The 26,374-nt window shown below is 72.0% G+C and carries 21 protein-coding genes and 1 pseudogene; 9 read left to right on the forward strand and 13 right to left on the reverse strand.

Annotation, left to right across the window (positions count from 1 at the left end):
* Positions 1 to 147: 147 nt before the first annotated feature.
* Together ACFV9T_RS14525 and ACFV9T_RS14530 are read right to left on the reverse strand one after the other, a co-directional pair.
* Positions 148 to 2,325, reverse strand: a complete 2,178-nt coding sequence (locus tag ACFV9T_RS14525) for an MMPL family transporter (RefSeq protein ID WP_385439932.1) — start codon at positions 2,323 to 2,325, stop codon at positions 148 to 150.
* Between the two features lie 5 nt (positions 2,326 to 2,330).
* On the reverse strand, positions 2,331 to 3,725 hold the full coding sequence (locus ACFV9T_RS14530; protein ID WP_385439934.1) for an FAD-dependent oxidoreductase: 1,395 nt from the start codon (positions 3,723 to 3,725) through the stop codon (positions 2,331 to 2,333).
* A gap of 134 nt (positions 3,726 to 3,859) precedes the next feature.
* Between ACFV9T_RS14530 and proP the strand changes: the two genes are divergently transcribed.
* Complete coding sequence (proP, locus tag ACFV9T_RS14535; protein WP_385440195.1) at positions 3,860 to 5,287, forward strand: glycine betaine/L-proline transporter ProP; 1,428 nt, start codon at positions 3,860 to 3,862, stop codon at positions 5,285 to 5,287.
* On the opposite strand, the gene ACFV9T_RS14540 is transcribed toward proP, so the two are convergent.
* Positions 5,284 to 6,081 (reverse strand): helix-turn-helix domain-containing protein, encoded by a 798-nt coding sequence (locus ACFV9T_RS14540; protein ID WP_385439936.1) that lies wholly within the window; start codon positions 6,079 to 6,081, stop codon positions 5,284 to 5,286. The genes proP and ACFV9T_RS14540 overlap by 4 nt on opposite strands.
* 78 nt (positions 6,082 to 6,159) lie before the next feature.
* Here ACFV9T_RS14540 and ACFV9T_RS14545 point away from each other — a divergent pair, with 78 nt between their 5' ends.
* The 5 genes and pseudogenes from ACFV9T_RS14545 to ACFV9T_RS14565 all read left to right on the forward strand — a co-directional run bounded on the left by ACFV9T_RS14545 (position 6,160) and on the right by ACFV9T_RS14565 (position 11,157).
* Positions 6,160 to 6,471, forward strand: a complete 312-nt coding sequence (locus ACFV9T_RS14545; RefSeq protein WP_385439938.1) for a 4a-hydroxytetrahydrobiopterin dehydratase — start codon at positions 6,160 to 6,162, stop codon at positions 6,469 to 6,471.
* A gap of 69 nt (positions 6,472 to 6,540) precedes the next feature.
* Positions 6,541 to 7,809 carry an NAD(P)/FAD-dependent oxidoreductase gene (locus tag ACFV9T_RS14550; protein WP_385439940.1) on the forward strand — a complete coding sequence of 423 codons (1,269 nt, stop codon included), beginning with the start codon at positions 6,541 to 6,543 and terminating at the stop codon, positions 7,807 to 7,809.
* Between the two features lie 40 nt (positions 7,810 to 7,849).
* A pseudogene (locus tag ACFV9T_RS14555) lies at positions 7,850 to 9,110 on the forward strand (class I SAM-dependent methyltransferase).
* Positions 9,107 to 10,333, forward strand: a complete 1,227-nt coding sequence (locus tag ACFV9T_RS14560; RefSeq protein WP_385439943.1) for a class I SAM-dependent methyltransferase — start codon at positions 9,107 to 9,109, stop codon at positions 10,331 to 10,333. The pseudogene ACFV9T_RS14555 and the gene ACFV9T_RS14560 overlap by 4 nt, the downstream one beginning before the upstream one ends.
* Positions 10,330 to 11,157, forward strand: coding sequence for a DUF1295 domain-containing protein (locus ACFV9T_RS14565; protein ID WP_385439945.1), 828 nt, complete (start codon positions 10,330 to 10,332; stop codon positions 11,155 to 11,157). Before ACFV9T_RS14560 ends, ACFV9T_RS14565 begins: the two co-directional genes overlap by 4 nt.
* Positions 11,158 to 11,222: 65 nt before the next feature.
* Here ACFV9T_RS14565 and ACFV9T_RS14570 read toward each other — a convergent pair whose 3' ends face one another.
* From ACFV9T_RS14570 to ACFV9T_RS14580, 3 genes are read right to left on the reverse strand one after another with little or no spacing between them, the layout of a single operon-like run.
* Entirely contained in the window at positions 11,223 to 12,578 is a 1,356-nt protein-coding gene (locus ACFV9T_RS14570; RefSeq protein ID WP_385439947.1) for a cryptochrome/photolyase family protein, read from the reverse strand.
* Between the two features lie 24 nt (positions 12,579 to 12,602).
* Positions 12,603 to 13,409, reverse strand: a complete 807-nt coding sequence (locus ACFV9T_RS14575) for an anti-sigma factor domain-containing protein (protein WP_385439949.1) — start codon at positions 13,407 to 13,409, stop codon at positions 12,603 to 12,605.
* On the reverse strand, positions 13,406 to 13,990 hold the full coding sequence (locus ACFV9T_RS14580; RefSeq protein ID WP_385439951.1) for a sigma-70 family RNA polymerase sigma factor: 585 nt from the start codon (positions 13,988 to 13,990) through the stop codon (positions 13,406 to 13,408). The genes ACFV9T_RS14575 and ACFV9T_RS14580 overlap by 4 nt, the downstream gene beginning before the upstream one ends.
* 149 nt (positions 13,991 to 14,139) lie before the next feature.
* Here ACFV9T_RS14580 and ACFV9T_RS14585 point away from each other — a divergent pair, with 149 nt between their 5' ends.
* Positions 14,140 to 15,099 carry a class I SAM-dependent methyltransferase gene (locus tag ACFV9T_RS14585; RefSeq protein ID WP_385439952.1) on the forward strand — a complete coding sequence of 320 codons (960 nt, stop codon included), beginning with the start codon at positions 14,140 to 14,142 and terminating at the stop codon, positions 15,097 to 15,099.
* Positions 15,100 to 15,105: 6 nt separating this feature from the next.
* Here ACFV9T_RS14585 and ACFV9T_RS14590 read toward each other — a convergent pair whose 3' ends face one another.
* From ACFV9T_RS14590 to ACFV9T_RS14610, 5 genes are all read right to left on the reverse strand, one after another.
* A complete protein-coding gene (locus tag ACFV9T_RS14590; RefSeq protein ID WP_385439955.1) occupies positions 15,106 to 16,281 on the reverse strand; it encodes a S1 family peptidase in 1,176 nt (391 codons plus the stop codon).
* Positions 16,282 to 16,439: 158 nt separating this feature from the next.
* The gene (locus ACFV9T_RS14595; protein ID WP_385439956.1) at positions 16,440 to 17,276 is read right to left on the reverse strand and encodes an aldo/keto reductase; all 837 of its coding nucleotides are present in this window, start codon (positions 17,274 to 17,276) and stop codon (positions 16,440 to 16,442) included.
* A 42-nt stretch (positions 17,277 to 17,318) separates the two neighbouring features.
* Positions 17,319 to 18,005: a hypothetical protein gene (locus ACFV9T_RS14600; protein WP_385439958.1), complete on the reverse strand. Its 687-nt coding sequence runs from the start codon at positions 18,003 to 18,005 to the stop codon at positions 17,319 to 17,321.
* A gap of 54 nt (positions 18,006 to 18,059) precedes the next feature.
* Positions 18,060 to 19,886, reverse strand: a complete 1,827-nt coding sequence (locus ACFV9T_RS14605; RefSeq protein WP_385439959.1) for an AMP-dependent synthetase/ligase — start codon at positions 19,884 to 19,886, stop codon at positions 18,060 to 18,062.
* Between the two features lie 263 nt (positions 19,887 to 20,149).
* A complete protein-coding gene (locus ACFV9T_RS14610; protein WP_385439962.1) occupies positions 20,150 to 21,007 on the reverse strand; it encodes a LysR substrate-binding domain-containing protein in 858 nt (285 codons plus the stop codon).
* A 156-nt stretch (positions 21,008 to 21,163) separates the two neighbouring features.
* On the opposite strand from ACFV9T_RS14610, the gene ACFV9T_RS14615 reads away from it, so the two are divergent.
* Both ACFV9T_RS14615 and ACFV9T_RS14620 read left to right on the forward strand, forming a co-directional pair.
* Entirely contained in the window at positions 21,164 to 22,213 is a 1,050-nt protein-coding gene (locus ACFV9T_RS14615; protein WP_385439964.1) for a bile acid:sodium symporter family protein, read from the forward strand.
* A 49-nt stretch (positions 22,214 to 22,262) separates the two neighbouring features.
* Positions 22,263 to 22,991: a hypothetical protein gene (locus ACFV9T_RS14620; protein ID WP_385439966.1), complete on the forward strand. Its 729-nt coding sequence runs from the start codon at positions 22,263 to 22,265 to the stop codon at positions 22,989 to 22,991.
* Here the strand turns inward: ACFV9T_RS14620 and ACFV9T_RS14625 are convergent.
* Positions 22,980 to 24,917, reverse strand: coding sequence for an exo-alpha-sialidase (locus ACFV9T_RS14625; RefSeq protein WP_385439968.1), 1,938 nt, complete (start codon positions 24,915 to 24,917; stop codon positions 22,980 to 22,982). The genes ACFV9T_RS14620 and ACFV9T_RS14625 overlap by 12 nt on opposite strands.
* A gap of 149 nt (positions 24,918 to 25,066) precedes the next feature.
* On the reverse strand, positions 25,067 to 26,323 hold the full coding sequence (locus ACFV9T_RS14630; protein ID WP_385439969.1) for a serine hydrolase domain-containing protein: 1,257 nt from the start codon (positions 26,321 to 26,323) through the stop codon (positions 25,067 to 25,069).
* Positions 26,324 to 26,374: the final 51 nt, after the last annotated feature.

The following is a 26,374-nucleotide window of genomic DNA, read 5'->3' on the forward strand; positions in this document are numbered from 1 at the left end:
GAGCAGGGCCGAACCGCACTCCGCCGCCTCGGCGACCGGCCCGGTCGCGCCGCGCACCACCACCCCGGCCATACCGGCGGCGGGCCCCCCCCCCCCCCCCCGCCCCGCGGCCCCCCCCCCCCCCCCCCCGGCGCTTTCGTATGCCCTTTACTTCTCCCGCAGGCCCACCTTCGCGTGCAGCGCCCGCAGCGGCTTCGGGGCCCACCAGTTGCCCTTGCCGACCAGCCGCATGAAGGCCGGGACCAGGGCGCCCCGGACCAGCGTGGCGTCCATCAGCACCGCGAGCGCGAGACCGATCCCGATCGCCTTGAGATAGACGATCCCGGAGATCAGGAAGCCCAGGAACACGATGGCGATCAGCACCGCCGCCGCCGTGATCATCGAGCCGGTGCGCTCCAGCCCGCGCGCGACCGACGCCACGTTGTCCCCGGTTCTGTCGTACTCCTCCTTGATCCGGGACAGCAGGAACACCTCGTAGTCCATCGACAGCCCGAACGCGATGCAGAACAGCAGCACCGGCACGGTCCAGGTGATCGAGTCCGTGACCACGAAGTCCCCGACGATGCCCTCCAGATGGCCGTCCTGGAACCCCCACACCAGCACGCCCAGCGTGGCGCTCAGGCTCAGGCAGTTGAGGATCAGCGCCTTCAGGGGCAGCAGCAGGGAGCCGGTGAAGAGGAACAGCACGGTGAAGGAGCTGGCGGCGATGACCGCGAGGGCCAGCGGCAGCCGGGCGTTCATCGAGTCGATGGAGTCGGTGAGTTCGGCCGCGGGCCCGCCCACCTGGACGGGGTGGGGCGCCGGGAGGTCTCTGATGTCCGCGACCAGCGCCCGGCCCTCCTCCGAGAGCGACTGGTGGCTCGGCACCACGGACAGATAGGTGCTGTGGTCGGAGGAGAAGCGCTCCGAGAGGGCCGTGGGCCGCTGCACCAGCCGCCCGTCGGCGAACGTCCCGGCCTCGCTGTCCACCCGGGACACATCGCCGAGCTTGGAGAGCCGCTCGGCGTACGGGGCCACGTTCCGGTCGCCGGGGCCGGGGGTGCGGTCGAGGACCACGTTGAGCGCCTGGGTCTCCTGGGCCGGGAAGGTCTCCCGGATGTCGGTGCCGACCTGCCGGGCCTGGCTCTGGGCGGGCAGCACCCGCTCGTCCGGCAGGCTCAGCCGCAGATCGAGGAAGGGCGCGCCGAGCAGCAGCAGAAGCGCGGTGACGGCGCCCGCGACGGGCAGCGGGAACCGCATCACCCCGGTGGCCAACCGGTGCCAGAAGCCCTCCCGGGGCTCTCCGGAGGGCGCGCGGCGGCGCCCGATGCGCCCCTTCTCGATGCGGTGGTCCAGCACCTTCAGCAGCGCGGGCAGGAAGGTGAGCGAGACGAACGCGGCGAGCAGGGCGGTCGGGATCCCCGCGTACGCGAACGAGCGCAGGAAGTAGAACGGGAACACCAGCAGCGCCCCCAGCGCCAGGGTCACCGTCACCGCGGAGAACAGCACGGTGCGGCCCGCGGTGCGCAGCGTCGTGGCGATGGCCTGATCGGTCTGCGCGCCCTGGCCGCGCTCCTCCCGGTAGCGCTTGATGAGGATCAGGCTGTAGTCGATGGCGAGGCCGAGCCCGAGGCCGGTGGTGACGTTGCTGGCGAGCGCGGAGACCTCGGTGAACAGGGTCAGGACGCGGATGACCAGCAGCACCGACAGGATGGTCAGCCCGCTGACCATCAGCGGCACCAGGGCGGCGACCACGCTGCGGAACACGAACAGCATCACGATCAGCAGGACCGGGAAGGTCACCGCCTCGATCTTGATGAGGTCCTTCTCGGTGGTCTCGGACATCTCCTTGTCGGCGAGGGCGCTGCCGCCCACCCGGATATCCAGCCCTTCGGCGCGGTGCTCGTAGCGGCTCTCCAGCCGCTTGAAGGTGTTCTGGACCTGGTCCTCGTCGCCGGTGATCCGGGCCATCAGCAGCGCCTGTCGGCCGTCCTGCGCGCGCAGCGGCTCGGCCTTGCCCAGCGACCAGTACGACGCGGCCTGCTCGACGCCGGACTCATGGGCGACGCGTTCGGTGAGCCGGGCGCCCGCGGCGGCCACGGCGGGGGAGTCCACGCCCCGTTCGTCGGATATGAGCAGAACGAAGTCCGGGGCGCCCGCCCGGAATCTGTCGTCCATGACCTTCGTGGTCTTCGCCGATTCCGTCGACTCGTCGACGAACCCGCCGGCGGACAGCTCCTGGATCACTCCGCCGCCCAGCGCGCCCGCTATGACCAGCAGCGCTCCGGACAGATACAGCACCAGTTTGCTGCGGCGGCAGGTGAACCGGGCCAGTGAGGCGAACAATTCGGCTAACCCTTCTCGCGCCGCGCCTTCCCCGGCAGGTGGTTGACCCGCAGGGCGCGCAGCAGCGTGGACGGTGCGGCCAGGGAACTGGGGTGGGTGCGCATGTACGTCACCGAGTTGAACCGCACGGCGACGGACCGGTCCGTGATCGAGGCGTCGGCGATCTGCTCGGCGAACCATTTCGAGAGGCGGTAGCCGCGCGGATACGGGCCCGTCACATCCGGCCGGGCCAGATCGGCCGCGGTGGATATCTGCCAGGCCGCGTCCACCACGACGCGCTGATCGGCGAAGAAGCCGCGGGCGGGGGCGTCGAGGTCCGGCCGGGAGCGCAGATACCCCGACAGGGCCGAGGCGTGCAGGGTGGCCGAGGACATGCCCTGCCCGTAGATCGGGTTGAACGAGGCGACCGCGTCCCCGACGCTGATCAGCCGGGCCGGGAACCGGCTGAGGAGATGGAAGTCCCGGCGGCGGCTGTCGGCCTGGTGGTAGGGGAGGATCTCGCCGAGCTGATCGCCCGCGACCGCCTCGCGGTAGACCGGCGGCAGCTCGCCGCACAGCTTCCGGAACTCCTCGACGTCCCGGATCGGCGGCTGCTTCCCGTAGTTGGCCAGGGTGATCAGCCAGCGGTCGTCCTCGATGGCGGTGATCGCGCCGCTGGCCACCCGGGGCGGGGTCGCGGTGGGGGTGCGGTAGGCGATGGCGGCGGCCAGCTCCGGGTCGGCGCTGGTGCGCCGGAAGTAGCCGGTGGCGTAGTCGATGTTGATGGCCATGCGCCGCATCGCGGGCCGCTGCCAGCCGCTCTTCTCCAGCCACTCGCCGAGCTTGCTGGCCCGCCCCATCGCATCCACGACGAAATCGGCCTCTTCGACCCATTCGTCCTCGCCCGTCCCGCACCGCACCCCGCTGACCGCGCCCGCGCGGAACTCCAGGCCCCGGGCGCGGCAGGTGAGGACCTTCACATTGGGCAGCGCCAGGGTGCGGCGGCGGACCAGCGACTCCAGGAACGGGCGGCTGCTGGAGAGCAGCCCCATCGTGCCGTCGCTCACCTTCGGGACGCCGTCGGCGTAGGCGCGGATGGTGTACGGGGACGAGAGGAGCGCGCCGCCCGCCCTCGCCTCGTCCTCGAAGCCGGGGAACAGCCGCCGCAGCTGCATCCGGCCGCCGTGCATCAGGGTGTGGAGCTGTCCGTCGTGCGGGGTGCCCGGCCGCGGGGACGCGGTGTCCGGTAAGGCGTCCCGCTCCACGATCACCACGCTTTCGGCGTGGTCGGACAGCACCCGCGCCGCCAGCATTCCGGCCATACTCCCGCCGAGCACCACCGCCTTGCCCATCAGGACCTCGGTTTTGGTGATCGGTTCGTCCGTACTGAGCCGGGCGAACACACGGGCGGCTGACTCCATCACGAGACCTCCAGACCGGTTATATGCATCAACCAGGCACTGTGGGGTAGGCGCCCGAATCCGACTGACGAAGAGAGAGAAAAGTTGTGCCTGCCCTGACCGATTCCGATGCCCCCGCCGCAGTCCGGCACCCCATGCTCCACCGCGCCATCAAGCGGCGCAAGAACCCTCCGCTGCGGCGCAGTGACATCACGGTCACGAAGGAGAAGGACGTTCACCGCGCGGTCAAAGCCGCGGCGCTCGGAAACGCCATGGAGTGGTTCGACTTCGGGATCTACAGCTATCTCGCGGTCACCATCGGCAAGGTCTTCTTCCCTGGCGGGAGCGCCACGATCCAGGTGCTGTCGTCCTTCGCGACGTTCGCGGTGGCCTTTCTCGTACGGCCGTTGGGAGGTATGTTTTTCGGGCCGCTCGGTGACCGCATCGGGCGGAAGAAGGTGCTGTCCTTCACCATGATCATGATGGCGACGAGCACGCTCGCCATCGGCCTCATACCCGGCTATCACTCCATCGGTTACGTCGCGCCCGCGCTCCTCATCCTCTTCCGGATGCTGCAGGGATTCTCGACCGGCGGTGAATACGGCGGCGCGTCCACGTTCATCGCCGAATACGCCCCCGACAAGCGGCGCGGCTTCTTCGGCAGCTTCCTCGAATTCGGCACCCTCATCGGCTATACGGCCGCCGCCGGACTGGTCACCATCCTGACCGTGACGCTCTCGGACGACACGATGATGTCCTGGGGCTGGCGCATCCCGTTCCTGGCCGCCGCCCCCATCGGGCTCGTCGGGCTCTATCTGCGGCTGAAGCTGGACGAGACCCCCGCCTTCCAGAAGCTGGAGGAGGAGGCGTCCGCCGCGCAGGAGCGCACCACGCTGCCGTTCTGGCAGGTGTTCCGGACCCAGTGGCGCGCGATGGTGCTGTGCATGGCGCTGGTCGCCGCGTACAACATCACCGACTACATGCTGCTGTCGTACATGCCGACGTACCTCTCGTCCACGCTCCACTACAGCGAGACCAACGCCCTCGTCTCGATCATCATCGTGATGGTGGTGCTGATGGCGGCCATCACCTTCGTCGGGCGGCTCTCCGACCGCGTCGGCCGCAAGCCACTGCTGCTGGCCGGGTCCATCGGCTTCTTCGTCCTCGCCGTGCCGTCCTTCCTGCTCATCAAGCAGGGCGGCCTCGTCCCCGTCTTCGCGGGGCTGCTGCTGCTCGGCATGTGTCTGCTGCCGTACGTGGCCGTGATGTCGGCCTCCCTGCCCGCGCTCTTCCCGACCGATGTGCGCTACGGCTCGCTGTCCATCGCCTTCAACATCTCCGTGTCCCTCTTCGGCGGCACCACTCCGCTGGTCGTAGAGGCCATGGTCAGCGGGACCGGCGACGACCTGATGCCCGCGTACTACACGATGGCCGCGGCGATCGTCGGCATCATCGCCTCGGCCGTGATGAAGGAGACGGCCCGCCAGCCGCTGGACGGCTCGCCGCCCGCGGTCGCGACCAAGGAGGAGGCCATCGCCCTGGTCGAGTCCCAGTCCCCGCAGAGCCAGCGCCTCACCCCCTAGGCGAGAGCCCTCAGCACGGCGGCGGTCTCCGGGTCGGCCGGGAGGAAGGTCTCAATGGCCAGCTCGGAGACGGTCACATCCATCGGGGTGTTGAACGTCGCGATCGTGGAGATGAACGACAGCACCCGGCCGCCGTGCTCGATCATCATCGGCAGCGCGAACGGCGCGTGGCCGCCGCCGGTGGCCGACTCCCGGCCGCCCGCCTCGGGCAGCGGATAGCCCGCCACCTCGTCGTACAGCTCGCGCAGGAGCGAGGAGCGCATCAGCGCGAGCTGGCGGTCCATCTGGTCCAGCAGATGGCCGCGCCACTCCCGCAGATTGCGGATGCGCGGGGCGAGCCCGTCCGGGTGGAGGGTGATACGCATCGCGTTCATCGGCGGGGCGAGCAGATGGTTCGCCACGCCCTCCATCAGCATCCCGATACCCCGGTTGGCCGCCAGCACCTGGTACGTGCCGTCCAGGACGAGCGCCGGATACGGCTCGTAGCCGGTCAGCAGCCGCTCCATCCCCTCGCGCAGCGCGCTCATCGACGGATCGTCCACCGCCCGCTCCGGATAGTGCGGCGCGTATCCGGCGGCGATCAGCAGCGCGTTGCGCTCCCGTACCGGCACATCGAGATGGTCGGCCAGGCGCAGCACCATCTCCTGGCTCGGCCGGGACCGGCCGGTCTCGATGAAGCTGATGTGGCGCGCCGAGGAGTCGGCGCGCAGCGCCAGCTCCAGCTGGCTGATCCGCCGCCGGTCCCGCCACGCGCGCAGCAGCGCGCCCACCCCGGGCGGCGCGACAGTTGTCATGCCCCGAAGGTAGCGGAACCCACGAGGCCCCCGTGGCAGGGTGGAAGGCCGAGCCATCACCTGACGAGAGGACCCGCCATGGCAGTCGAGCCGCTGGCCCGCGACGAGATCGAGGAGCGTCTGGAGCAGCTGCCCCGCTGGTCGTTCGCGGACGACCAGCTCTCCCGTACGTACGTCTTCGACGGGCATCCGCAGGCCGCCGGGCTGGTCGCCGAGGTCGCCCGGATCCAGGACGAGCTGGGCCACCACTCCGACCTGACCCTCGGCTACAACAAGGTCACCGTCACCGTGAACACCCACAGCGTCGGCGGCAAGGTCACCGAACTCGACTTCGGGCTCGCCCGCCGTATCGAGGCCGCGGCCCCCGGACACGGCGCGCGGGAATCGTGACCAAACCGCTCCCCGACCGGCTCCGAATACCCCATGAAGGGTTCCGGTGGCGGTCGGAGGAGTTGAGGCATGGGCGGGCAGCGGCAGCGGATCGCCGTCGTCGGCAGCGGGGTGGCGGGGCTCACCGCGGCGTACGTACTGCAGCGCACACATGACGTCTCGCTGTACGAGGCGGACGACCGGTTAGGCGGACACGCCCACACCCACCACGTGGCCGCCCCCGGGGGCCGGGTGTGGGCGGTCGACAGCGGGTTCACGCTCCACAACGAGCGCACCTACCCGCAGCTGCTCAAGCTCTTCCGCGAACTCGGCGTCGCCACCCAGGAGTCCTCCTTAAGCATGTCCGTGCTGTGCGAGGGCTGCGGGCTGCAGTACGCGGGCGCGCGCGGGCTGCTCGGGCTGCTGGCCCGGCCCTCCAACGCCGTCCGCGGCCGCTACTTACGCATGCTCACCGAGGTCCCGGCCTTCCACCGGGCCGCCCGCCGCCTGCTGGACCGGGCGCCGGACGACACGGTCACCCTGCGCATGTTCCTCACCATCGGCGGCTGGTCGCGCTACTTCGTCTCCCACTTCATCATCCCGCTGGTCTGCGCCGTCTGGTCCTGCGACGCCGAGGCCGCGCTGCGCCACCCGGCCCACCACCTGTTCCGCTTCCTCGACCACCACGGCCTGCTGTCGGTCACCGGAGCCCCGCCCTGGAGAACGGTCACCGGCGGCTCGCGCACCTACGTCGAACGCGTCGCCAAACAGCTCTCCGCCCTCCACCTCTCGGCCCCCGTGCGCACCGTCGTCCGCCACCCCGACGGCGTCGACATCGTCACCGAGGACGGTGAACACGCCCCGTACGACGCCGTCGTGATCGCCGTCCACGCCGACCAGGCGCTGCGGCTGCTGGAGCGCCCCACCGACGAGGAACGCGACATCCTCGGCGCCTTCCCGTACTCCCGCAACGAGACCGTCCTGCACACCGACCCCACCCTGCTGCCTCCGGGCCGCCGCGCCCGGGCCGCCTGGAACTACCGGATGCCGTCCTGCGCCACCCCCTTCGGCCGGGCGCTCATCAGCTACGACATGAACCGGATCCAGCGGCTCGACGCCCCCCGCGAACACATCGTCACCCTGGGCGGCGGCGAGCGCGTCGACGAGAGCCGGGTGCTGGCCCGCATGGTGTACGAACACCCCATCCACACCCCCGAGTCGGTGGCCGCCCAGCACTGGCTGCTCACCCTCAACGACCGCGTCACCGCCTTCGCCGGGGCCTACCACGGCTGGGGCTTCCACGAGGACGGCTGCGCCTCCGGCGTACGGGCCGCCGCGGCCCTGGGGGTGCGCTGGTGAACCACCCGCGCGCCCGCCACCCCGCACAGGAGGGCCTGGAGTGACCGAACTGCACCCCATATCCGGCGCCGCCCACCGCCCGGCCGTCGACGCCGCCCGCTGGCCCGCCGTGGCCCACCGGCCCGGCCCCTCCCGCCCCCGCGACGCGCTGGCCCGGCCGCTGGTCCGGCGGGCCCTGGCCCGGCTGCCGCTGCGGGTGCGGTACGGCACCGGGCCCCTGCTCGGCACCACCGGGCCGCTGCTGGAGATCGCCGACCCCGAGGCGTTCGTCCGGCGGGTGGGCCGGGACGGGCTCATCGGCTTCGGCGTCGTACCTGGCCCACGAGTGGGACGCCGAGGACCTGGTGGCCGTGCTCACCGTGTTCGCCGAGCACGCCGACCGCATCGTCCCCCGCTGGGCGCGGCCGCTGCGCCGCGCCTGGGCCCCGCGCCGCCCCGCCGGGCAGTACAACACCCTGGAGGCGGCGCCCAAACACGTCCACCACCACTACGACCTGTCCAACGAGCTGTTCGGGCTCTTCCTCGACCCCACCCTCAGCTACTCGGGCGCCCTCTTCGACCGTCTCCCCGCCGTCTGGGACGACCTCGCCGACGCCCAGCACCGCAAGATCGACCGGCTGCTCGACCTCGCCCGGGTCGGCCCCGGCACCCGGCTGCTGGAAATCGGCACCGGCTGGGGCGCGCTGGCGCTGCGCGCCGCCCTGCGCGGGGCCCGCGTGGTCACCGCGACCCTCTCCGAGGAGCAGCGGCGGCTGGCGGCGCGGCGCGCCCTGCGCGACGGGCTCACCGACCGGATCACCCTGCTGCTGTGCGACTACCGGGAGCTGGAGGGCCAGTACGACGCCGTCATCAGCGCCGAGGTGATCGAGGCCGTCGGGGCGGCGTACTGGCCCCGCTACTTCACCACCCTGCAGAACCTGCTCGCCCCCGGCGGCCGGATCGCCCTCCAGGCCGTCACCATGCCGCACGACCGGATGCTCGCCACCCGCCACACGTACACCTGGATCCAGAAGTACATCTTCCCCGGCGGCTTCCTGCCCTCCGTGACCGCCCTCGAACAGTGCGCCGCCCGCCACACCCGGCTGCGCCTGGTCCGCCGCGACGCCTTCGGCGACCACTACGCGCAGACCCTGCGGCTGTGGCGGGAACGTTTCACCGCCCGCGAGGCGGAGGTCGCCGCCCTCGGCTTCGACGCCACGTTCCGCCGCATGTGGACCTTCTACCTCGCCTACTCCGAAGCGGGCTTCCGCGCCCGCTACCTCGACGTCCAGCAGATCCTGCTCCAGGAGGCAGACCGATGAGCGACGTGGCCCCCACCCTCGCCCCGATCGCCGAACGCCTGCTCGGCGGGCCGCTCCCGGTGCGGCTGTGCGCCTGGGACGGCAGCGAGGCGGGCCCGCCGGACGCGCCGCGCGTCGTCCTGCGGTCGCCGCGCGCGGTGCGGCGGCTGCTGTGGCAGCCCGGCGAACTCGGCCTGGCCCAGGCGTACATCAGCGGCGACCTCGACGTCGAAGGCGACCTCACCGACGCGCTGCGCGCCGTAGGGCACGCCCTGCGCGAGCACTCCGCCACCCCATCCCGCGTCGGCCTCGCCGCCCGCGCCCGGGCCGCCGCCCGCACCGCCCGGATCGGCGCCGTCGGGCCGCCGCCGTCCGCCCCCGCTGCGTGGCAGGGGCCGCTGAGCGAGTTCTACGAGCGGCTGCTCGACCCCTCCATGGCGTACTCCTGCGCCTACTGGACCAGCCACGACCCCTCGTACGGCCTCGCCGACGCCCAGCGCGACAAGCTGGAGGTCATCTGCCGCAAGCTCGGGCTGGTCCCCGGCGCCCGGCTCCTCGACATCGGCTGCGGCTGGGGCGCCCTCGCCCTGTACGCGGCCGACCGCCACAAGGCGCAGGTCACCGCCGTCACCCAGGTGCCCGAGGAGCGGGACTTCGTACGCGAGCGGGTCGGCGAACTGGGCCTCGGCCAGTTCGTCGAGGTCGTGCTGAGCGACTACCGCGATCTGCCGGGCGGTCAGTACGAGGCCGTGGCGTGCGTGGAGACGGGCGAACACGTCGGCCACGACCAGTACCCGCGCCTCGCCCGCACCCTGCACGGCATGCTGCGACCCGGCGGCCGCGCCCTGGTCCAGCAGCTGTCGCGGGCCGCCGCCGGGGGCGGCTTCCTCGCGCTGGACGCCTACCTCGCCCCCGGCCTCCACACGCGGCCCCTCGGCGACACCATCGGCCTGCTGGAGGCCGCCGGACTGGAGGTGCGCTCCTCCGAATCCCTGCGCGAACACTACGTCCGCACGGTCGGCGCCTGGCGGGAGGCGCTGGAGGCCCAGTGGGACGCCCTGCGGCTGCTCGCGGGCGACGACATCGCCCGCAGGTGGCGCCTCTACCTGGCCGGTGGCGCGCTCGCCTTCGAGGAGCGCCGCATGGGCGTCGACCAGATCCTCGCCGTACGGCCCACGGGGCGCGGCGTCAGCGGCATGCCGGACACGCCCGCCGCGTGGTATCCGGCGCTGGAGGTGGCATGACCGCTTTCCCCTGGGGCGCCTTCGGCGTCTCTCTCGTCTACAGCGCCATCGCCCCTCTGACCATCACCCTCCTCACCTTCCTGGTCGCCCTGGCCAAGGGAGTCCACCGCATCGTGGACGTGGCGTGGGGGCTCGGCTTCACCGCCATCGCCCTCGTCACCTTCGCCGCCTCCGACGGCCACGGCGATGGGACGCGGCGGCTGCTGGCCACGGTGCTCACCGCCGTCTGGGCGCTGCGGCTCGCCGTGCACATCGGCGTACGGCGGTGCGGGCACGGCGAGGACGCCCGCTACGAACGCCTCCTGGCCCGCGCCCCCGGCAACCGCCACCTCTACGCCCTGCGCGTCCTCTACCTCCCCCAGGCCGCCCTGATCTGGCTCGTCTCCCTCCCCGTCCAGGCCGCCCAGTACGCCACCGGCCCCCTGGGCCCGGCCGCGGCGGCGGGCGCGGCCCTCTGGCTCCTCGGCCTCACCTTCGAGGCCGTGGGCGACTCCCAGCTGGCCCGCTTCCGTGCCGATCCGCGCAACCGGGGCCGGATCATGGACCAGGGCCTGTGGCGGTGGACCCGGCACCCCAACTACTTCGGGGACGCCTGCGTCTGGTGGGGCCTGTTCCTGCTGTCCTGCGTGACGTGGCCGTCCGCCCTGGTCTCCCTGATCTCCCCCCTCGTCATGACCTACGTCCTCACCCAGGGCAGGGGCAAGGCCGTCCTGGAACGCCACATGGCCGACCGCCCGGCGTACGCCGCCTACGCGGCCCGAACCAGCGGCTTCCTCCCCCGCCGCCCACCCCGGACCCCGCTCCTCAATCGCCGGACGGGCTGAACATGGCCGGTGCGGCCAGCCCCCGCTTTCGGGAAGGGGCGGGGTGGGGAAACAAACGCGGCGGGTCAGCGGCCGTGGCGGGCGTCGTGGAAGCGGGCGGCGGCCTCGGCCAGGTCCACGATGGGGGGCGGGTAGGAGGAGACGGGGGTGGGGAGCTTCCAGGGGGTGTGGACCTGGCGGCCGGGGATGTCCGCTAGTTCTGGGACCCAGCGGCGGACGTAGGCGCCGTCCAGGTCGAAGCGACGGGCCTGGGACAGCGGGTTCAGGACCCGATTGGGGCGGGTGTCCGTACCGGTCCCGGCCACCCACTGCCAGTTGAGCTGATTGTTCGCCACGTCCCCATCCACCAGCAGATCCAGAAAGTGCCGCGCCCCCACCCGCCAGTCCACGTACAGCGTCTTCGTCAGGAAGCTCGCCACCAGCAGCCGCGCCCGGTTGTGCATCCACCCCTCCGCCGCCAGCTGCCGCATTCCCGCGTCGACGAGGGGGTAGCCGGTGCGCCCCGCCTTCCAGGCCGCGACGGCGGTCTCGTCGGACCGCCACCGGTCGCCGCGCGGGCGGTAGTCGGTGTGGGAGGCGTCGGGGCGGGCGGCGAGGACCTGGTGGTGGAAGTCGCGCCAGGCGAGCTGCCGTACGAAGGCGTCGGCGCCGGGCCCGCCGGACTCCCGCGCCCGGCGCACCAGCTCCACGGGGGAGAGGCAGCCGAAGTGGAGGTAGGGGGAGAGCCGTGAGGTGGCGTCGCCCGCCAGATCGTCGTGGCGGTCGGCGTACGCGCCAAGACCGGACCGCAGCCACGCGGTGAGACGGCGGCGCCCGGCCCGTTCGCCACCCTCGGGCAGCCCGGGGGAGGGGCTGCCGGAGGCGAGAGCGGACACGGCGGTGAGCGGTTCGGACCGCACACCGGACGGCACCCGCACACCGCGCGGCGCGGCCAGCGGTCTGCGCAGTTCGACGCCCTGCCAGGCGCGGTAGTAGGGGGTGAAGACGGCGTAGTGGTCCTTTCCGGACGGGGCGACGGTGCCGGGCTCGGCGGCGGTCAGCACGGCACCGTGCACCTGCAACGCCGAGCCCAGCGCCTCCCGCAGGCCCGCCTCCCGCCGCCCCGCGAACCCGCTCACCCCGCCCGCGATATGCACCGACCCGGCCCCCACCTCCCCGGCCACCCGCCGGATCTCCTCCACCGCGTCACCCGTACGGACGACCAGACGGCCCCCGCGCTCCCGCAGCCCCGCGTCCAGGTCGGCCAGCGCGTCCCGCAGGAACGCCACCCGGTTGGGCACGGCGAACCCCGCCGCCGCCACCCGGCGGTCGACGACGAACAGCGGGACGACCTGGTCGGCGGAGCGGACTGCGGCGTGCAGCACGGGGTTGTCGCGCAGCCGCAGATCGGAGGTGAAGACGGCGATCGAGGTAGTGGTCACCTCATTCCCTTACCACCGGGCCCCTCACCCCGCCGGGAGCGACATCAGCCCGATCGGATCGGTAGTCGGCGCCTTGGAGCCCCCGGCGGGCTCGACCGTCACGCCCACGCCGGACGCCTTGCCGACCGCGCCGCTCAGCAGGGCGGCCGTACCGCCGCCGGTGCCGGTGTCCGCGGTGTCCATGAGCCCGGCCGACCGCATCGTGCCGCCGTCGCTGAACCACAGCTGGTACACCCGCCCCTCGGGCGGCTTCGGCAGCCCGGAGGCGAGGAACGCGGCCTTGTCCAGGGCGTGCGAGACCACGACCGTGCCCGTGGCGCCGTTCGTCAGCTTGGCGTTGCGGCTGTGGGCGTCCGGGGCGGCCAGCACCTCGGTCACCGCGGCCACTTGCGCCAGCCGCTGTTCGGAGCGCTGGGCCGTATCGCGCGCGTCGGACGCCTGCCCGCTCTGCCAGAACGCCACCCCGCCGAGCGCCACCGCCCCGGCCAGACAGGCCGCGAGGGCGAAGTTCTGCCACCGGCCGCCGCGCGCGGCACGCCGGTGCGGGGTGGCGCCGGCGGAGAACTCCGGTTCGCTCCGCGCCACCCGCGGCGGGTCCTGACGGACCGTGGCGATCCGCCGCATCACATCGTCCTTGAGCACCGGCGACGGCGTCAGCGAGGTGGCCATGCCCAGCTTGGCGGCGGTGGCCCGCAGCTCCCGTACCTCCTGGGCGCAGGCCTCGCAGTCGGCCAGATGCCGTTCGAAGGCCAGCAGCTCCCGCCCGGAGAGGGCGTACACCGCGTACGCGCCGGTCAGCGTGTGCAGGTCCGCTCGTTCCGCTCTGGTCATGCCCCGACCCCCATGCAGTCACGAAGCCGGATGAGTCCGTCCCGGAGTCTGGTCTTCACCGTGCCGAGCGGGAGCTGGAGCAGCTCCGCCACCTCGCGGTAGGTACGGCCACGGTAGTAGGCGAGCGTCACGGACTGACGCTGTAGTTCGGTGAGGGTCTGCATGCAGCGGCGCACCTGCTCGCGCTCCAGCCTGGCCTCGACCTGCTCGGTCACCTCGTCGAAGGCCGGGGTGCGGTTCAGCAGCGCGGCGCGCTCCTCGCGGTCCGACGCGGACTGCGCGGACCGTACGCGGTCGACGGCGCGGCGGTGCGCGAGCGTCATGATCCACGCCATGGCGCTGCCCCGGGCGGGCTCGAACCGGGCCGCGGTCCGCCACACCTCCACCAGTACCTCCTGGGTGACCTCCTCCGCCTGGGCGGGGTCGCGCAGCAGACTGCGCGTCAGGCCGAGGACGGAGCCGCTCACGGCGTCGTAGAGCGCTGCGAAGGCGTTCTGGTCCCCCCGGGCCACCAATCCGAGCAACTCCTCGAGGTCCGGGCCCCTGGGGGCCGGTCCACCGATGAACACGGGCTCTCTCACTAGCCGTCCTTCCGGATGAGCATTACGACACCACGCGGATGTCGTATCTCATTCGTCGTCGGAGCGGGTGCGGATTGGTCAGATCAGCGAATTTGCCGATCCGGCAAGGAAGTTTGGCGAATCGGCCCCGAGGCGAGCACTCTCGGGGCATGACCACACATCGCGAGGAACACGCAGAAGGACACGGGCACGGGCACGGCCACGGGCACGGGCACGGGCACGGCCACGGGCACGGACACGATCACGATCACGGGCAGCCCGACTGGGACGCCATCGCCCACATCCTCGAACAGGGCGCGGAGCTGCACACCCCCGTCTACGACCAGGCCACCGCCTGGCTGCGCGAGCGCTTCGCCGCGTCGGACGGCTCCGTACGCCGCGTCCTCGACGTCGGCAGCGGCCCCGGCGTGGTGACCTGCCTCCTCGCCCAGGCCTTCCCGGACGCCGAGGTCGTGGCCGTCGACGGGACGCCCGCCCTGCTGGAGCGGGCCCGGGAGCGCGCCGCGCGGCTCGGGCTCGCCGACCGCGTCACCACACTCCACGCCGAGCTGCCGGAAGGGCTCGACCCGGCCACGATCGGCACCGCGGACCTCATCTGGTCGAGCAACACCGTGCACCATCTGGGTGATCAGCTCGCCGCGCTGCGCCAACTCGCCGCCGCCCTGCGCCCCGGCGGGCTGCTGGCGCTCGGCGAGGGCGGGCTGCCGCGCCGCTTCCTGCCCCGGGACGCGGGGCTCGGCCGCCCCGATCTGCTGGCCCGGCTCGACGCGGTCCAGGGGGAGCGGTTCACCGGGATGCGGGCCGGGCTGCCGGACGCGGTGGAGACCGTCGAGGACTGGCCCGGGCTGGTCACGGCGGCCGGTCTCACCGGCGCCACCAGCCGCAGCTTCCTGCTCGACCTGCCCGCCCCGCTCGGCGCGGAGGGCCGCGCGTTCCTGCGGGCCGAGTTCGCCCGGTGGCGCGAGGCCGCCGCCGACGATCTCGACGACGGCGACCTCGCCGCGCTGGACCGGCTGCTCGACCCGGACGACGAGGCCGGGATCATGCGGCGGCCGGATGCCTTCCTGCTGGTCGCGCAGACCTTCCACGTGGCGGCCCGCGAAGAGTGACGGAGATCAGCCGGTGGTGAGGGTGAGCCCGTACGCGCTGAGGATCGGGTTCACCGGCTGGTAGTACGTCGTACCGCCGACGGTGCAGTTGCCGGAGCCGCCGGAGAGGACGCCCTGCGCCTCGGTGCCGGAGACGAACGAGCCGCCCGAGTCGCCGGGCTCGGCGCACACATTGCTGCGGGTCACGCCCCGGATGGTGCCCTCGGGGTAGACCACGCTGGTGTTGTGCTGCTGGATCGTGCCGCAGTGCCAGCCGGTGGTCGAGCCCGAGCGGCAGACGGACGAGCCGACCGGCGCCTCCTGGGAGCCGGTGACCGTGATGGTGGTGGCGTCGGGGCCGATCACCAGGGGCGTGGGCGTCCAGTTGGCGTTGGTGGCCACCCACGCGTAGTCGCTGCGAGGGAAGACCGAGCCCTGGAAGGTGCCCTGCGCGACACGGTTGAAGCCGGTGGTGGTGTCGCCCGCGTCGCCGCAGTGCCCGGCGGTGACGAACCCGGCCTGGGTGCCCTGGGCGACGGAGAAGCCGATCGAGCAGCGGGCGGTGGCGTTGATGTAGTACGCCTCGCCGCCCCGCAGGTCATAGAGGGGAGCCGGGCGCTCGGCCGACTCCACGATGCGCACCATGGCGCGGTCGACGCCGCTGGCGTCGATGAACCGCTGGGCCGCGGTCGGCTGGGCCGACTGGACGACCACGCTGTTGCTCTTCACGTCCACGTACCAGAGGGAGGCGGTGGAGGCGGCCGGGGGGCGCTCCTCGGCCACCCGGTCCAGCATGTCCTTCGCGGCGTTCAGCTGCTCCAGGCTGTGGCCGACGACGGTGGCCTTGGCGCCGGAGGCGGTGATGGCGCCGCTCTGCGCCTGGTCGGTGGTGCCGACGGTGAGTTCGGCGGTGTTCCCGGTCACCCAGGTGCCCGCGTAGCTGCTGCCGAGGTTCTTGCGCCAGCCGGGTTCGGCCTGTCCGGCCTTGTACTCGTTGGATATCCGGGTCCGCGCCTCGTCGGCCGTCAGGCCCAGGTCGCGCTGCATGGCGGCGAGCACCTCGGGCGGGATGTCCCGGTGGGATGCGGGCGGCGGGGACGGGTTCGCGGTGGCGGGTATGCCCGCACCGGCGAGGAACAGGGCGGCTATGGCGACGGTGCATCCCGTGGCTAGCTCAAGACCATGACGGCGTCTGCGGCGCATAGTGCGTTCTCCTGTCACGTGTCACGCTATGTGTCCTGCTGAGCGCTAAGCGTAATTGCGGTGACAGGGGACCGCGCGGCGGGCGTGAACACGACGACGCCCCGGCATGACGACGCCCCGCCGCGCCTTGCGCGACGGGGCGACCGCTTGTCGGTCGGTCAGTCCGCCAGGTTGAACGTGTCCGGGTTCGGGCCCAGGCGGTTGCCCGAGTCCAGGGCGCCTATCGCGGACAGGTCGTCGGAGTCCAGCTCGAAGTCGAAGACGTCGATGTTGTCCTTGATGCGGGACGGCGTCACGGACTTCGGGATCACGACGTTGCCCAGGTCGAGGTGCCAGCGCAGCACGACCTGCGCCGGGCTCTTCCCGTGCTTCGCGGCGATCTCGACGAGCTTCGGCTCCTCCAGCAGACCCTTGCCCTGGCCCAGCGGGGACCAGGCCTCGGTGACGATGTCATGCCGGGAGTTGAAGGCGCGCAGCTCGGCCTGCTGCAGCTGCGGGTGCAGCTCGACCTGGTCGATCACCGGGGTGACCGAGGCCTCGGAGAGCAGCCGCTGGGTGTGGGCCGGGTGGAAGTTGGACAGGCCGATGGCCTTGGCGCGGCCGTCGGCGTAGATCTTCTCGAAGGCCTTCCAGGTGTCCACGTACTTGTCGACCTCGGGCAGCGGCCAGTGGATCAGGTAGAGGTCCACGTGGTCCAGGCCGAGCTTGGTCAGCGAGGCGTCGAAGGCGCGGAGCGTCGAGTCGTAGCCCTGCTCGGCGTTCCAGAGCTTGGTGGTGACGAACAGCTCGTCGCGGGCGATGCCCGAAGCGGCGAGCGCCTTCCCCGTGCCCTCCTCGTTGCCGTATATCGCGGCCGTGTCGATGTGGCGGTATCCGGCGTCCAGCGCGTTGCGCACCGCGACCTGGGCCTCGTCGTCCGGGATCTGCCAGACACCGAAGCCGAGCTGCGGGATCCGAACGCCATTGTTGAGGGTGATGAAGGGGACCTTGCTCACGAGCAGTCGATCCTTACGTCGTGCGGATTCGTACTCTCTTCGTCAACGGTCACCGGGCGCCACGCATTCCCGGTCCGCGAGCCGCACCGGATGCGCGATCTCCGTGCGGAAACGGTGCGAAGTGTGCCCTTCGCGTACCGTCGCGCCCACCGCGACCGCCGCCAGGCTCACCGTACCCCGTGGTGCTCGCACCACCATGACCAGCCGGTATGTACCGCCGATGGGGACCGTGCCGGTGCGGCGGATCTCCCAGCCGGGGTCGGAGCGCAGCTCCCGCCGCGCCTCCAGCCGGACGCGCTCGCCGGTCGCCAGGGCGTGGTGGTCGTCCGGGAGGCCGAGCCGGGCGCCGAGGCGGATCGGCGCGGAAGCGTCGGTTTCCGTGAGCTGATGCGGGGCCATGGACCAGGCGACCGGTGTGAAGGCGGCGGGTCCGGCCGCCTTGTCGTCGACCGACAGGGTCAGATCGAGGTTGACCGTGTGCAGAGCGGGTTCCGGCGCGTCCCGTGCGCAGCTGATCGCGCAGTGCAGCAGATGGTAGGTGGCGGTGTGCGCCTCGGCCTTCAGGAAGGCCAGGACGTCCGGGTCCCCGGCGGCCAGCTCGGCCGTCACCGGGACGGACACCGGTCCGCCCAGGGTGACGTGGCCGGTCAGCGCCGGAGACTGGGGAGTTTCCTCGGATACCAGAGTCAGTTCGCGCTCGGGAAGTGCGGGGAGAATGACGTCGATCATTTCGTGCCCCCTTCGCGGCTCGGTGGTTCCCAGGGAGTGCGTATACCCCGTCTCCTACGCGTTGTAGAGCGCCTCGACCTCGACGGCGTACGCCTGCTCGATCGCCTTCCGCTTCAGCTTCAGGGACGGTGTCAGGAGACCATGCTCCTCCGAGAACTGCGCGGCAAGTATCCGGAACGTACGAATCGACTCGGCCTGCGAGACGGTGGTGTTCGCCGCGACCACCGCCCGCCGGATCTCGGTCTCCAGATCCGGGTCCCGGACCAGCTCGTTCGCCGCCATATCCGGTTTGCCGCGCATCGTCAGCCAGTGCGAGACGGCCTCCGGGTCGAGGGTGACCAGCGCCGCGACGTACGGGCGGTCGTTGCCGACCACGATGCACTGGGCCACCAGCGGATGCCCCCGCACCCGCTCCTCAAGGCCGACCGGTGAGACGGTCTTGCCGCCGGAGGTCACCAGGATCTCCTTCTTCCGCCCGGTGATCGTCAGATAGCCGTCGTCGTCCAGCGTGCCGAGGTCGCCGGTGGCCAGCCAGCCGTCGCGCAGCACGGCGTCGGTGGCCTTCGGATCGCCGAGGTAGCCGTTGAAGATCTGGCCGCCGCGCAGCCAGATCTCGCCGTCGTCGGCGATGTACACGGTGGTGCCGGGGATCGGCTGCCCGACCGTGCCGTAGCGGGTCCGCTCGGGCGGGCAGGCGGTGGCGGCCGCGGTCGACTCGGTGAGCCCGTACCCCTCGTACACGGTGACGCCCGCGCCCCGGAAGAACAGCCCGAGCCGCCGCTCCATGGCCGAGCCGCCCGACATCCCGTGCCGGACCCGGCCCCCCATCGCGCCGCGCACCTTGCTGTAGACGAGCTTGTCGAAGAACTGGTGCTGCATGCGCAGCGAGGCGCTGGGGCCGCTGCCGATGCCGAACGCCTTCTCCTCCACCGCCTCCGCGTACCGCACGGCGATCTCGACCGCCTTCTCGAACGGCCCCGACCTGCCGTCCGCCTCCGCCCGGCGGCGCGCCGCCGCGAACACCTTCTCGAAGATGTACGGCACGGCGAGGATGAAGGTCGGCTTGAAGGACTGCAGGTCGGGCAGGAGCGCGGACGCCGCCAGCTTCGGCTGGTGGCCGAGCTTGACCCGGCCGCGGATCGCGGCGACCTCCACCATCCGGCCGAAGACGTGCGCGAGGGGGAGGAAGAGCAGGGTGGCGGCCTCGTCGCCGCGCTTGGAGTGGAAGGCGTCCTCGTACCGCTCGACGACGTTGTCGCACTCGGCCATCAGATTGGCGTGGCTGATCACACAGCCCTTGGGGCGGCCGGTGGTGCCCGAGGTGTAGATGATGGTCGCGGTCTGCTCCGGCGTCATCGCGAGCCGGTGCCGGTTGACCAGGTCGTCGTCGATGGACTCGCCGTCCGCGATCAGCTGCTCCAGCGCCCCGGCGTCCAGCTGCCACAGCCGCTTGAGGTTCGGCAACCGGCCGACCACCGAGCCGACCGTCATGGCGTGGTCCTCGTGCTCGACCATGCACGCCGAGACGGACGCGTCGTGCAGCATCCAGAAGACCTGCTCGGCGGAGGAGGTCGGGTACAGCGGAACGCTCTGCGCGCCCACGGTCCACAGCGCGAAGTCGAACAGCGTCCACTCGTAGCGGGTGGGGCACATGATGCCGACGCGGTCGCCGAACCGGACGCCCTGGGCCAGTAGCCCCTTGGCGAGTGCCACCACCTCGTCCCGGAACTGGGCCGAGGTCACGTCCTCCCAGCGGCCGTCGGGCGTCTTGCGCGCCAGCGCCACCCGATGAGGATCGGACTCCGCATGCTCGAAGACGGCATCCGCCAGTCCTCCGGCCTGGGGCGCCGACGCCATCGGGGGGACGGTGAACTCGCGCAATACCTGCTCCTTGAAGCCGCTCCGCACAGCGCCGCGACCGTACCCGATCCTGACCTCGCGATGGGAGAGGTGTTTCGTCGGGGAATGGTCGAATTGCGTTCTGGTCAGTGTGGTGAAAGAGCGTCAAACAGTCACTGTGGGCGCCGGTTTGTACTCAGTCTGCCTCTATGCGCCGCATGTGTGGCTGATATGTGACGACTTTCTGCACGGAATCTCTCCGATCGCAGCACAGCCCCGGGCGGTGCGTGGCGGGTGCTCGCTCCCTACGGCACCGGCCCGGCCAGGATCGCCTCCGCGAGCCGCTCCGCCGCGGCGCGGGTCGCGGTGTCCCGCTGCCGCTCCCCGTACAGCAGGACGAAGTCCACCGGCCCCAGCTCCGGCAACCCCGCCCGCTCCGGGACCGGCACCAGGCCCGGCGGAATCAGGCCATCGGTGTGCGCCATCACCCCGAGCCCCGCGCGCGCCGCCGCGACCAGCCCGTTGAGGCTGCCGCTCGTGCACACGATCCGCCACGCCCTGCCGTCCCGCTCCAGCACCTCCAGCGCCCGGGCCCGGGTCAGCCCCGGCGGCGGGAAGACGATCAGGGGGAGCGGGCGGCCGGGGTCCAGCCGCAGCCCCTCCGCGCCGATCCACACCAGCCGGTCCCGCCACACCAGCTGCCCCTGCGGCCGCTCCTCGGACCGCTTGGCCAGCACCAGATCCAGCTTCCCCGCCGCCAGCTGCTGGTGCAGGGTGCCCGACAGCTCGACCGTCAGCTCAAGATCCACCTCCGGGTGATCGCGGCGGAACCCCTTCAGGATCTCCGGCAGCCGGGTCACCACGAAGTCCTCCGACGCCCCGAACCGCAGCCGCCCGCGCAGCCGGGTGCCCCGGAACCAGCCCGCCGCGCGCTCGTTCGCCTCCAGGATCGACCGCGCGAACCCGAGCATCGCCTCGCCGTCCTCGGTCAGCTCCACCCCGTGGGTGTCGCGGCTGAACAGCTGCCGTCCGGCCGCCTCCTCCAGCCTGCGGACGTGCTGGCTCACGGTGGACTGACGCACCCCGAGGCGGTGCGCGGCCTGCGTGAAGCTCAGGGTCTGGGCGACCGCGAGGAACGTACGGAGCTGGGCGGGATCGAACACATCTTCCACTGTAGGCAGCGCCCATCACGGAACGCGATAGCAGTCAGTGCGGTATGCGGGATTCCCGATGGGCCCGCTCGCGGGCAGGCTGGAGAGGGCCCCGTACGGCACCCAGGCAGTCCGAGGAAGATCGAGAAAGATCGAGAAAGAGAGTTCATGCACCGCCCGCACCATCTGCTCCGCAAGATCACCCTCCCCTCCTGGCTGCCGCTGGACGGCTTCATCCTGGGCCTGGTCGGCACCGTCGCCCTCGCCGCGCTGTTCCCGGTCAGCGGCCGGGCCGCCACCGTGACGGACGGGGCGACGACGGTCGCGGTCGCCTTCCTCTTCTTCCTCTACGGCGCCCGGCTCTCCACCCGCGAGGCGCTGGACGGCGTACGCCACTGGCGCCTCCACCTGACCGTGCTGGCCTGCACCTTCGTCATCTTCCCCGCGCTGGGCCTGGCCGCCCGCGGCCTGGTCCCGTACGTCCTCACCCAGCCCCTCTACACCGGCCTCCTCTTCCTGTGCCTGGTGCCCTCCACGGTCCAGTCCTCGATCGCCTTCACCTCGCTCGCCCGGGGCAACGTCGCCGCCGCGATCTGCGCGGGCTCCTTCTCCAGCCTGATCGGCATCGTCGTCACCCCGGTCCTGGCCGCGCTGCTCCTCGGCAGCAGCGGCGGCGGGTTCTCGGCCGACTCGGTCATCGAGATCGCCCTCCAGCTGCTGGCCCCCTTCCTGGCCGGGCAGCTCCTCCGCCGCTGGATCGGCGGCTTCATCTCCCGCCACCGCGCGGTCCTGCGGCTGGTCGACCGGGGCTCGGTGCTGCTCGTCGTCTACGCGGCCTTCAGCGCGGGCATGACCCAGGGCATCTGGCACCAGATCACCCCCGCCCGGCTGGGGATCCTGCTGGTCGTGGAGGCGGTGCTGCTCGCGCTGATGCTCACCCTCACCACGTACGGCTCCCGGAAGCTGGGGTTCCCACGGGAGGACCGCATCACGATCACCTTCGCGGGCTCCAAGAAGAGCCTGGCCGCCGGGCTCCCCATGGCCAGCGTCCTGTTCGGCGCCCAGGCGAGCCTGGCCGTCCTCCCGCTGATGCTCTTCCACCAGATGCAGCTGATGGTCTGCGCCGTCCTGGCCCGCCGCTTCGCCGACCGCGCCCCGGAGCCCGCCCCTGAGGCCCCGGCGGTGGACACAGCTCAGCCCCAGGCCGTAGCTCGCTGAACGACCCCGAGCTGTCCTCTTTCCCCTCCCGTCCCGTAGTTTTCCGTAAATGTCGAACACTCTTACCCATGGGGCCTTTCGCACCGAGCGCTTATGGGCCGCGGCCGGTGTGCTGTCCCTCGTCCTGTTCCTCACCTCCGTGGTGGCCTGGGTCGACACCCTTGAGTTCGACGAGAGGTGCAGCCACGGCATGGTGAACGGCGTCGGGGAGCTGGGCAAGATCCGGCGCCAGGCGTTCCCCCCGGCCACCATCTGCGAGTACGCGGGAGGAGACGTCGCGGCGGGCGCCACCGGGCTGCTGGGCGCGGTGATCTGGTGCGCTCTGGCGGGGCTCGCGCTCTGCGTGCTGCTGGCGCTGCTGGCCGAATGCGTCGAACTGCCCGCCGGAATCGGGGGACTGCAGCTCACCCGGAAGGAGCGGCTGCGCCGCGCGGGGACGGCCTTCTTCGTCACCGGTTCCTTCTTCGCCCTGGTGTACGGGCTGCTCGCCTGGCCGCTGCTCGGCGGCCCGTCCTCGGCGTGTTCGGCGGGCGCGGACTGGGGGAGCTATCCGCCGAAGACGCTGGACTACAGCCTGTTCCCGCCGCAGGCCACGTGCGTGACCCGCAGTGGGGACGTTTCGCAGCTGAACGCGGGGTGGGCCGAGACCCTGACGGTGATGCTGGCCGTCCCGGCGGCGATCTCCGCGACCGCGCTGGCCCTCGCCGTGCGGCGCGGACGGCGCGAGGCACACGCCACCCGCGCCGCTCACGCCGCCGGTGAGGCGTCAGCGGGATGACCGGACGCGGTCCAGGGGGAGGTGGGCGGTGGTGGACTGCGCGTCGGGCGGGGCGTTGAACTCGCGGACCCGGCGGAGTTCGGTGTCGCTCAGCGCCCGGGCGTAGACGCGGACCTCGTCCAGCGCGCCCGTCATCCGGGAGCGGCCGTCGACCGCCTCGCCGAGGTGGAGCGCGAAGGGGGAGGAGCGGCTGATGGTGCCGGGGGCGTCGGGCGCGGAGACCGGGGCGGTGCCGTCCACCGTGAGGCTGAGGCGGCCGCCGGTGCGGGTGAGGGCCAGGTGGTGCCACGCCCCGTCGTTGTGGGCGGTGGTGGTGGCGACCGAGGCCGAGGTGTAGGTGGCCGGGCCGCTGACGGTGGTCATCAGGGCGCGGACGCGGTTCGACGAGGGCTCCCCGCGCAGCCAGACCTGGGCCTGCTTGCCGCCGATGCCGCCCATCCAGAGGAACGGGTGCTGCCCGGAGGCGGCGTCGTAGCGGAACCACAGGCTGATGGTGAAGTCGCGGGTGCCGAGGGGAAGCGCGCTGCGGTAGGGGAGGCGTACGGCGTCGTCCGTACCGTCGAAGGCGAGCGCTCCGCCGAAGCGGCCCTCGGTCCCGGTGGCGCCGCCGAGGACGGTCGCCGGGCGGGCGCGGGGCGCGCGGTCGTCCGTGACGGGGGAGGGGGTGGCGCGTGGGCCGAGCCAGTCCTCGGTGAAGCGGGCGAAGCGGATCTCGTCGCGGGCGTCCACCGCGCCGCCCTCGTACATCAGCCCGACCGTGCCGGGCGACACGAGGGCCATGTCGGAGTAGCCGGACCAGTCGGTGGTGACCACCTTGCCGCGGTCGGTCCCCTCCCAGCCGCGGGCCTCGTCCCAGGAGGAACGGATCATCATGGTGCGGCGCCGGTCGGGGTCGGCGGGCGCCGCGAACAGCAGCCGCCCGGGGCGGTCGCGGCCCGCGTCGCGCAGCCGCAGGACCGAGCCCTGCACCATCGGCGTGGACAGGTCGGGGATGGCGCGGAACGGCGCGGCGAAGCTCTCGCCGCCGTCGCGGCTGATGGCGTAGTCGCGGTGGCCGATGTCGGTGCCGTCCTGTTCGCGGCCGTTGACGTAGACCGAGCCGTCGGCCCGCTCCACCAGCGTCATCTCCGACGGCTTCTGACGGAACGTGCCGTCCTGCGCTATCGGGTACGAGTCCACCGCGCCGACCTTCCAGCGCCTGCCGCCGTCGTCGCTGTAGGCGAGCGCCGCGTGGTTGGCGGTGATGCGGGTGCCGTCGTGGCTCTCGGTGTTGACGGTGAAGAGCAGCCGCCCCTTGTGCCGCCCGTGCTTCAGCTGGATGCCGTGCACCGGGCCGGTCGCGTACCAGGAGTTCCAGCTCGGCGGCAGCAGGGCGGGGCTCAGATCGCGCGGTGTGGACCAGGTGGCGCCGTCGTCGTCGCTGTACTGGAGGTGCGGGGTGCGGTCACACGGCACGTCACAGCTCTGGGAGTCGTCCCGGCCGGTGTTGTACGTGCTGGCCAGCAGGACGCGGCCGGTGCGCATGTCCACGACCGGCGCGGGGTTGCCGTGGGTGTCGCCGCCGCCCTCGTTGACCACCTGTAACGGGCCCCAGGTGCGGCCCCCGTCGGTGGAGCGCTTGAGCACCAGGTCGATGTCCCCGGCGTCGCCGCAGTTGTCCTTGCGGCCCTCGGCGAAGGCGAGCAGGGTGCCGTCCTTGGACTTGACGATCGCGGGGATCCGGAAGCAGAAGTACCCGGTGTCCTGGGTGGACTTGAAGAGGATCTGCTGTTCGAAGCTCGCGTCCGCGTCCGTGTCCGCGGCCCGTACCGGAAGCGGGGTCAGCGCCAGCGCCGCGGCGGCGAGAAGCACCGAGGCGCGGCGCCGCCAGCGTCTGGTCCGGGGGGTCCGGGGGATCCGGGGGCGTGTACGGGGATCTGACGCCATGGGTCACGACCTGCCCTTCAGAGCCATCTGGACATCAAGACATCACGACATCCCATGTCTGATGGAGACTGTCGCAGAAGTGTCCCGCTTTGCTCCCGTCCGGGACAAGGACCGTGCGTCATGTCGCTTGGATACAGGGCCTGTTCGGCTCAGCGCCCGCCGGGGCGGAGCTTGGGGGCGCACATGACATCGTCGAGGAGTGTCTGGACGGCCTTCTCCGCCGCGAGTTGTTCCTTTTCGTCGGCGGTCGCGCCCGTGGTCATGATGACGACCGAGCGGTGTCCGGCCGAGTCGGTGGTGGTCCTGACCGTGCCGCCCGCGAGGTCGCCGCCGTGGCCCCAGCGGACTCCGCCGCAGGGCAGCGGCTGACTGGCGAGCCCGAGGCCGTAGCGCATGCCGGGGAAGGCCGCCTCGTAGTCCGCGTTGACGGGGACGGTCCGGCGCATCTCGGCGAGTTCCTCCGGCTCCAGCAGCTTCCCGCCCAGCAGGGCGGTGTAGAAGCGGGCCAGATCGCGGTCGGTGCTGATCAGGGAGCCCGCGGAGCCTGCCAGGTTCACGTTGCGGACGGTGGTGTCGGTCCACTTGGCCGAGCCCGGGAAGAGCTTGTACGTATGGGCGTGCCTGCCCCTCAGATACGGGTCGTCGCCGGGGGCGTACGTGCCGGTCAGGCCCAGCGGGCGGACGATCCGGTCGTGGACCTCCTTGTCCCACGACCGCCCGGTGACCTTCTTGATGATCATCCCGGCGAGGAGGTAGCCGGGGTTGGAATAGCTCCACCGCGGCTTCGGGTCGCCCTCCTTGGCGGGCGGGAAGTCGGGCTCGTGCTTCATGGCTCCGGCGACGATCTCCGCGGGGTCGATGTGCCGGTACCGGTTCTGCTCGAAGGCCTCGGCCGTGTCCCCGGTCTCCTCCGTGGGGTCGTAGCGGTAAATGCCGCTGGTGTGCTGGAGCAGGTGCCGGATGGTGATGAGGCTGCCGTCGTTGCCGTTGCCGCTCACCACGCCCGGCAGCCACTTGTCCACCGGATCGCTCAGCGACAGCTCCCCCTCGGCGACCAGTTGCAGCACCACGGTGGCCACGACGGTCTTGGTGGTGCTCGCGGCCCGATAGCTGGCCCCGTACGGCATGGGGAGGCCGGTGTTCCGCCTCGCCTCGCCCGCCCGGGCGTGCATCCGGCGCTGGCCGTCCTGCCGTACCTCCACGGTGATGCCGGTGTACCCGGCGTCCGCCAGGATCCGGGTCACCCGGCGTTGCAGCTCCTTCTCGGTGAGCGCGCTGCCGCCACCGGCGGTTGCCGCCGGGGCCGCCGTGGCCGCCGGGACGGCGCCGACGCCCAGGAGGAGGGCGGCGGCCGCCGTGGCGGTCGCCGCGAAGCGTAAACGGGACGTTCTACGGTGTCTGTTCATGGCTCATCAGCCTGCCGGGGTGCCGGGACCCGGACCATGGCGCCAACACCC

The sequence above is a fragment of the Streptomyces sp. NPDC059850 genome (genome assembly GCF_042731515.1).
In the GTDB taxonomy this organism is placed as follows: Bacteria; Actinomycetota; Actinomycetes; order Streptomycetales; family Streptomycetaceae; genus Streptomyces.